Source organism: Synechococcus sp. R6-5 (genome assembly GCF_047461775.1).
In the GTDB taxonomy this organism is placed as follows: Bacteria; Cyanobacteriota; Cyanobacteriia; order Thermostichales; family Thermostichaceae; genus Thermostichus.
Genome location: NZ_JANSHV010000244.1, coordinates 1 through 1,680, shown reverse-complemented (window position 1 = coordinate 1,680; position 1,680 = coordinate 1). Strand labels below are relative to the sequence as shown.

1 protein-coding gene is annotated in these 1,680 nt (G+C 59.9%); it reads right to left on the bottom strand.

What is annotated here, in order from left to right:
* Positions 1-81: 81 nt before the first annotated feature.
* Entirely contained in the window at positions 82-1,605 is a 1,524-nt protein-coding gene (locus tag NW818_RS12105; protein WP_414424691.1) for a hypothetical protein, read from the bottom strand.
* Positions 1,606-1,680: the final 75 nt, after the last annotated feature.

Genomic DNA, 1,680 nt, shown 5'->3' with positions numbered 1-1,680 from the left:
TATTATTGACTAGAGTCATGCTCTCCTCGCACACCCTGTCTTGATTCTAGGCAGGTTTGTTCTCCAAGTGGCTTTCTCGCCCTAAGGGATCCAGGCTAGGGCGCTGCTGCCCAGCGGTAGGCGGCGTTCCCGCCAGCGGTGCGAACCACTTTGTCCATCAGGAATGGGCAGCCCGTCCTGCAAATCCACCAACCACACTTGCGAGGCCATGATGGCTTGCCCGCTACGGCTAAGGGGAGCCGAGGGATCCGGGATCCCTGGGAACGGTTCCAAGAGCGTGTAGGCCAGCATGCGTCCATCCGGGGAAATGCTGAAGTCCAGATCGACGGGATAGGTGGCTCGAACCACCTCTATGGCGTTGCCTGCTTCAGTGCCGAGCGTTATCGCCAGCAGGCGGGGCGACTCGGTGTAGCTGGGGGAGTCCATCGCGACCTCGCCAACAGAATAATGCTCCGCACCGCTAACGTGAGAGACCTCACTGACCAAGGCGTAGAAGATGGGCGCCCGAGGGGAAAAAGCCCCTTTCAGGATGGATCCCTGGGTTCTCAAAATCTCCTCGCTGTTGCCGGTATTGCTGACGATGGAGAGGCTGCGGGTGTAGTCGGGATTGAAGCGCAGCAAAGCCCCGAAAGCCCCATCAGGGCGGATGGCTAAGGTTTGGCCGAACTGGGCTAGAAAGCTCTCCGCTGCCGCCCGTGGATGCAAGGGTACGATCCCCACCCCCTGTCCCTGCGAGATGAGCAGGCTGCTCTCATCGGGGCTAATGAAAAAATCTCCCCCCACCGCCGTATCCAGCTCTAGACATTCAAAGGGATCCCGGCTCGTTTTCTGGATCCACAGCTCCGTCTGGACGGCAGCCATGGGATCCCGTTGCAGCGGGATCCGCTCTGCCACCACCAGTTCCCCCGTCGGCGAGACTTGGAAGCGCAGGTTTTGGTAACCCTGATGATCCAGCAGCAACCGCGAAGACAGATCCTCCAGATCCAGCCGGTACAGATCCTGGTGCTGTAGGTTGGTGGCCGTGGCGAAATAGTACACGAAGCGGCCATCAGCACTGGGCTGCATTTGGGTTACCTTGAGCCCAGCTGGAGTCAGCAGAGTAGCGGCTCCCGTCTCCAGGTTGAACAGAAACATTCGCCCTCGCTGGGCAGGTTCGGTGCTGATCCCCAGCAACTGCCGATCCGGCGTGCGGAATTCCCCCTCAAAGGGCTGGGCCATGGGCTGGCCCCGTTCATCTACCGCTGCCTGCAGGCGCACCCGGTAGGTCTGGCCGTAGGGGGCCGGTTCTGTCAGCGTCCAAAAAAAGCGGCGACCCAGTTTGCGCATTCGGCCTGGCAGAGGGGGCTGGATCTCCAAATGCTCTTCAACACTGACGGGATCCATCGGGCGGTTGAAGGTGAGCACCATCTGCACTTCTTGCGCCCCCACCCGTTGCTGTTGCCAGTTAAAGTCCCGCACGTAAGGAGCTGTGTGGTTGCCCAACACCAACAGGATCGCTCCGATGACCAGGTTGCAGAGGGTGATCCCGGCCACCCAGCGATCCAGAGGCTGTGGGAACCACCGCGTCAGGGTTGCGCGCCAGTAAGATCCCGACCGGGCAGACATCTGACTCATAGGTTACAAACAACAGACAGGTATGGGCAGCCAGAACTTGGGGAGCATGACTCTAGTCAATAATAA